Genomic DNA, 4,893 nt, shown 5'->3' on the forward strand with positions numbered 1-4,893 from the left:
ATGGTGCTGCGGTCGACTTCTACGAACGCGCGCAGCTTTCGCCGGTGTTCGCCCTCGGCGACGGTGTAGTACATGAGGGCGTCGGCGACGAGCCGTTCGCCCTCGCCGATCGAGTGGGACACTTCGGGCGTCCAGTCCCAGGGGCCGTGCTCGTGTCCGAGCCGTCGGGCGTCCTCGGCGAAAGCAAGGTGGGCGCGTACGGCGGCGAGCGTGTGCGGGGTCTTCAGCGACGCTGCCGTAGTCGACGTGATGGGGTAGGGCGGCCGCCCCCGCAGGACAGGCAGGTCCCGGGTCAGACGCGAGCCTTCCTGCGTGAGGTACCAGGCGTTGGTACGTGACCGGCTTGCATCCGGCAGCACCGTGTAGTTGACGAAGCCGTCGGAGCGCAGCTTGTTCAGGACTCGGGACAGCAGCTGCCGCGTGCCGTCCGGCCGCAGCATGCGACGCAACTGGCTGGTGGTGGCGATGCGGTGCTGGGCGAGCGCGGCCAGGACCTGGTGACGCAGCGGTTCGGCGGGGCTGAGGGCCAAGCAGGCGGCCGGGATGCTCGGTGTAGGGCTGGTGGTGGGCATTCTTTGAGGAAACCCGTGGTCCCCGACCCGATCCCCGACCACGAAGCCCCGACCACGGTCACGAACGCGAAACACTCTGGTGGTCGGGGCCGTGGTCGGGCTTCATGCCCGGCGAAAGCGTCGAACGAGGCTCGGTCGGTGCGTCGCCGACGCACGGGTCGAGGGCATGTCGGTGGGAAGCGAGATCACCTGGGAGGGCGTGTCGGCGGGTCGGGTCCAACCGGGTTCGACGAGGACCGCTACAAGAAACGCAACACCGTCGAACGGGCGATCAACCGTCTGAAACAGTCCCGAGTAGTCGCCACGCGCTACGACAAGCGCGGCAACGTCTTCCTCGGCACCGCCACCGCGGCGTCCGTCGCGATCTGGCTCCGAGCGTGAACTCCTATGCGACCCAACAGTAAACGTCTTGGCCTTGACGTCGGGCGCTGCTGACGAGAGCGTCCAGATCACTCAGGATCACTTCGGCGATCTCCGTGTCGAGGAACTCGCCATCCTCCGCCCGCTGCGCTACACCGACCTGCTGCGCGGCATCCCCGGTATCTCCCAGCGCATGCTGACCCTCACCCTGCGGCGGTTGCATCGCGACGGACTGATCACCCGCACTGCCTACGCCGAGGTGCCGCCGCGCGTGGAGTACGCCCTCACCCCCTGACACGGCGCACAGAGGATCTCTGGTGACCATGGCTGTTCGTCGTTGTCGGCGTACGGGTCGGCGTAGCCCTTTGACAACGCCACTGCCGTTCACACTGGTCAAAGAGCCCGCCAACCTCAACGGCGGATTCCTGCTGGTGGAACGCCTGGCTCGCTGACGATCCGCCTCACCCCCAAGCACATGCCCGCCGGAGGAGAGCCACGTGGAAGACCAGACGCAGCAGCAACAGGCGAGCCCCGAGATACAGGCACGCATCCGCAAGAGTTTCGAGGGCCAGGGCCTGATGGCCCATCTCGGCGCCCGAATCACGCACATCGCGCCCGGCCGCGTCAACATCGAACCGCCGGGCAGGCCCGAAGTGACCCAGCAGCACGGCTGAGCTTGTGCCGAGTGCTCTCGATGTTCTTCGGCGTGACGGCGAGTTCGAGGCGGTCGCACAGGTCGCGGGCGCGCATCGGCCCGGTGGCGTCGGCGAAGACGGTGAGGATCTGCTGGTAGGCCGGGTGAGCCGGCAGGGCGGGCGGCGGCGGGTCGGTCGGTTCAGGGGCGGTCGGCGGTAGGGCGAGGAGCGTCTTGCGGGTCACCGCCAGGTTCTCGATCTCGTCGTCGAGAGCAGTGCGATGCCGAACGCGTTGTCGTGGGCGCTTGCGGCCAGCACGGTCACGGCGATGACCAGGCCGAGGACGTCGACCGCCAGTCCGCGCTCGCGACCCGGCACCTTCTTGGCCGCGTCCCTCCCGGTCGCGGCAGCGGGGACGTCGACCGCCGCGTGGACGGACTGCGTGTCGATCACGACCAGGCTCGGGTCCTCCGACCGCCCGGCCTTCTCCCGAACCTGCCAGCGCAGCAGGTCGTTGATCTTCATGTCCGTGCCGTCGTCGGGCCAGGCCGCGAAGTACTAGTAGACGGCCGACTTCGGCGGCAGGTCGTGCGGGAGATAGTCCCACTGACAGCCGGTCCTGCCCTGGTACAGGATCGCGTTGATGATCTCCCGCAGCTCGTAGCGGCCCTGATGCCCGGGGGGCGACGGGTGGTCGGCCTTCCACGCCGAGATCACCGGTTCGATCGGCGCCCACCGCTCATGGGACGGGTCGCTCTTGGAGGGCTTGCGGTCACTCACTCCGACAGCCCAGCAGGAGCTGGCCGCGCGACCGGCCCGAACCGCCCAAACCTGCAGTAGACGACCTCGCCGAGAGTGTGCCGTCCCGTGCACCGGATCGAGGCGGTCACCGATATCACCCTGGTCGAAGTGCCCACGCCGGTGCCTGTGGGGTCATCAAATTGACAAAAAAATTTTTCCATTGAAAGGATGGGGATGTGGCCATCACCTACGTCGAATCGCCGGACAGGGTGCGCATCGCCCTGTCGCCGGTGCGCCGCGACCTGCTCAAGCGCCTGCGCACACCCAGCTCGGCCAGCCAGCTCGCCACCGAGCTGGAGCTGTCCAGACAGCGGCTGAACTACCACTTGAAGGCGTTGGAGAAGGCCGGGCTGGTCGAGCTGGTCGAGGAACGGCCGCGGCGCGGCTTCGTCGAGCGGATCCTGCGCACTCGGCCGGGCGCGCTCGTCGTGGACCCGACCGTTGTGACCGGGGAGTTCACCAAGATCCACGACCAGTACGCGGCCGAGCACCTGGTCGGCGTGGCTGCCACCACCGTGCGGGACGTCGCGCGTATGCAGGCCGGGGCCGCGCGGGCGGACAAGCGCCTGCTCACCTTCACGCTGGAGACCGAGGTGCGGTTCGCTCAACCAGGCGACGTGCACGCCTTCACCGAAGAGCTGGCGGCCGCGGTGCGGCAGGTGGTCGAGCGCTACGACTGCGCCGACGGCCGCCCGTACCGGATGGTCGCCCTCGGACACCCGGCTCCCGCCGTGACACAAGGAGAATCGGATGAGTGACGACACACGGCCGCGGATCGAGGTCACCATCGCGGCGCCCGTGGACGCGGTGTGGGACGCGTTGCGGGACAAGGACAAGATCCGCCACTGGCTCGGCTGGGACTACGACGGCCTGGACGGCGAGATCGACCTGATCTTCTTCAACGAGACCGCGGAGGACGCCTCCACACGCACGTTGAGACTGCACGGCGGTGACGAATTCAGGCTCGAACCGCACGGCGAGGGCACCAGGGTCACGCTCACCCGCGCCCCACGCGGTGACAACCCGGACTGGGACGCCTACTACGAGGACGTCACCGAAGGCTGGATCACCTTCATGCACCAGCTGCGGTTCGCCGTCGAGCGCCAACCCGGCGCCGTCCGCCGCACACTCAGTTTCGTGGGCGGCAACGACAACGCTGTACACCTCATCAACGCACTCAATCTCGCACACATCGCCGCGGGCACGCCGTTCCAGATGAATCTGCTCGGCGAGAACGTCAAAGGCGAGATGTGGTACCGCTCCGACCACCAACTCGGCATCACCGTCGACGCCTGGGGCAACGGTCTGCTCATCGTGTCCAGCAAGGACCCGACACCCAGCAAGCCGAAGGGGGCGGCCATGGCAATCCTGAGCACCTATCACCTCGACGACACCCACCTGGCCGACCTCGACTCCCGCTGGCGGACCTGGTGGACGGAACGCTTCCCGGGTGGCAAATAACCCCGTCAGCCGCATACACGAAGATCGACAGATCCACCGCGTGCGCGGCGGGGGCCCGCCGAGATGTGTCCCCGGACGGGCCGTCAGCCGGCGATGGCGGTACAGCAGCGAAGTACAGCAACCCCAGCAACCAGCAGCGATCCACACCGGCCCTCATGGGCTTTCCGGCAATCTGTATGACCTTCAATGACCGTTCTCTGTAGAGCTACGGATCAGAAGATGCCCGTGCCCCATCCGTGCTCGATCGCACGGGGAACCGTGGGGAATTACGGTGTCGAGGGGGCACCTCACAGCGCGACGGCCCCTGACCGTATCGGGCGCCTTCTAGGGGCCGTTGCAACAAACGGTCGTGTTGATCAGGCCGTGATCAGTTTATGCAGCCGCTCGGCTGGGATTTCCCAGCCGAGCGTTTTGCGTGGGCGGCCGTTGAGTTGGTGGCGACCGCGTCCCGGTGCTCACGCGTGTGGACGGACAGGTCGGTGCCTTTGGGGAAGTAGTGCCGCAGCAGGCCGTTGACGCTTCTATGTCAAGCGGCGAGCTGATGCTGGTGATGTGGTGTTGCCAGGAGGCTCGGTCTCGGGTCATGGCGCGGTGGATGACGTCGATCAGATGGCGTTTGAGTACGCGTCGGGCTCCGCGGGCTCCCTTGGTCGGCTCGTGTCGGGCCAGGAGCGCTTGCGCGCCCGGGTGGAATCGCTGCTGGACGATGGACGTCGTGTAGAGCACGCTGTTGAGGCGCCGGTTGCCGCCTCGGTGCAGTCGGTAGCGTTCCTTGTCGGAGGAGTGGACCGGGATCGGTGCGGTTCCGGTGTAGCGGGCGAGTTTTGCTGAGCTGGTGAAGCGGTTGATGTCGCCGATCTCGGCGAGGAGGACCGCCGCAGAGACGTGGCTGATCCCTGTGATCTCCAGCAATGCGGGTGCCAGCGGGGTGAGCAGTTCCCGGATCGTGGTTTCGAGTCCGTGGACGCGTTAGAGGCCGCGCGGATAGGCATGGTGAGGGGCTTCCGCTGCGGGACAGAGTGCAGGGCGTAGCGATCATGGAGTTCACACGCTCTGTGATCGTT

Annotated in this window: 3 protein-coding genes and 6 pseudogenes; 5 read left to right on the plus strand and 4 right to left on the minus strand. The window is 67.1% G+C overall.

Annotation, left to right across the window (positions count from 1 at the left end):
* Positions 1-572, minus strand: a 572-nt coding sequence (locus ABZ904_RS50530) for a replication-relaxation family protein (protein WP_361831020.1), incomplete at its 3' end; no start/stop codon positions are given.
* Between the two features lie 228 nt (positions 573-800).
* Here ABZ904_RS50530 and ABZ904_RS50535 point away from each other — a divergent pair.
* The 3 pseudogenes from ABZ904_RS50535 to ABZ904_RS50545 form a co-directional block, all read left to right on the plus strand.
* Positions 801-953, plus strand: a pseudogene (locus tag ABZ904_RS50535) (IS5/IS1182 family transposase); the annotation flags it as partial.
* Between the two features lie 67 nt (positions 954-1,020).
* Positions 1,021-1,224 (plus strand): annotated as a pseudogene (locus tag ABZ904_RS50540) (winged helix-turn-helix transcriptional regulator); the annotation flags it as partial.
* A gap of 205 nt (positions 1,225-1,429) precedes the next feature.
* Positions 1,430-1,603: pseudogene (locus ABZ904_RS50545) on the plus strand (DUF4442 domain-containing protein); the annotation flags it as partial.
* Positions 1,604-1,837: 234 nt separating this feature from the next.
* Here the strand turns inward: ABZ904_RS50545 and ABZ904_RS50550 are convergent.
* Positions 1,838-2,347: pseudogene (locus ABZ904_RS50550) on the minus strand (transposase); the annotation flags it as partial.
* Positions 2,348-2,544: 197 nt separating this feature from the next.
* Between ABZ904_RS50550 and ABZ904_RS50555 the strand changes: the two are divergent.
* A complete protein-coding gene (locus ABZ904_RS50555) occupies positions 2,545-3,126 on the plus strand; it encodes a helix-turn-helix domain-containing protein (protein WP_361831023.1) in 582 nt (193 codons plus the stop codon).
* Entirely contained in the window at positions 3,119-3,829 is a 711-nt protein-coding gene (locus ABZ904_RS50560) for a hypothetical protein (protein WP_361004480.1), read from the plus strand. The genes ABZ904_RS50555 and ABZ904_RS50560 overlap by 8 nt, the downstream gene beginning before the upstream one ends.
* Before the next feature lie 356 nt (positions 3,830-4,185).
* On the opposite strand, the pseudogene ABZ904_RS50565 reads toward ABZ904_RS50560, so the two are convergent.
* A pseudogene (locus ABZ904_RS50565) lies at positions 4,186-4,355 on the minus strand (IS30 family transposase); the annotation flags it as partial.
* 158 nt (positions 4,356-4,513) lie between these two features.
* Positions 4,514-4,741 (minus strand): annotated as a pseudogene (locus ABZ904_RS50570) (IS110 family transposase); the annotation flags it as partial.
* Positions 4,742-4,893 lie beyond the last annotated feature (152 nt).

Source organism: Streptomyces sp. NPDC046900, assembly GCF_040644975.1.
In the GTDB taxonomy this organism is placed as follows: Bacteria; Actinomycetota; Actinomycetes; order Streptomycetales; family Streptomycetaceae; genus Streptomyces.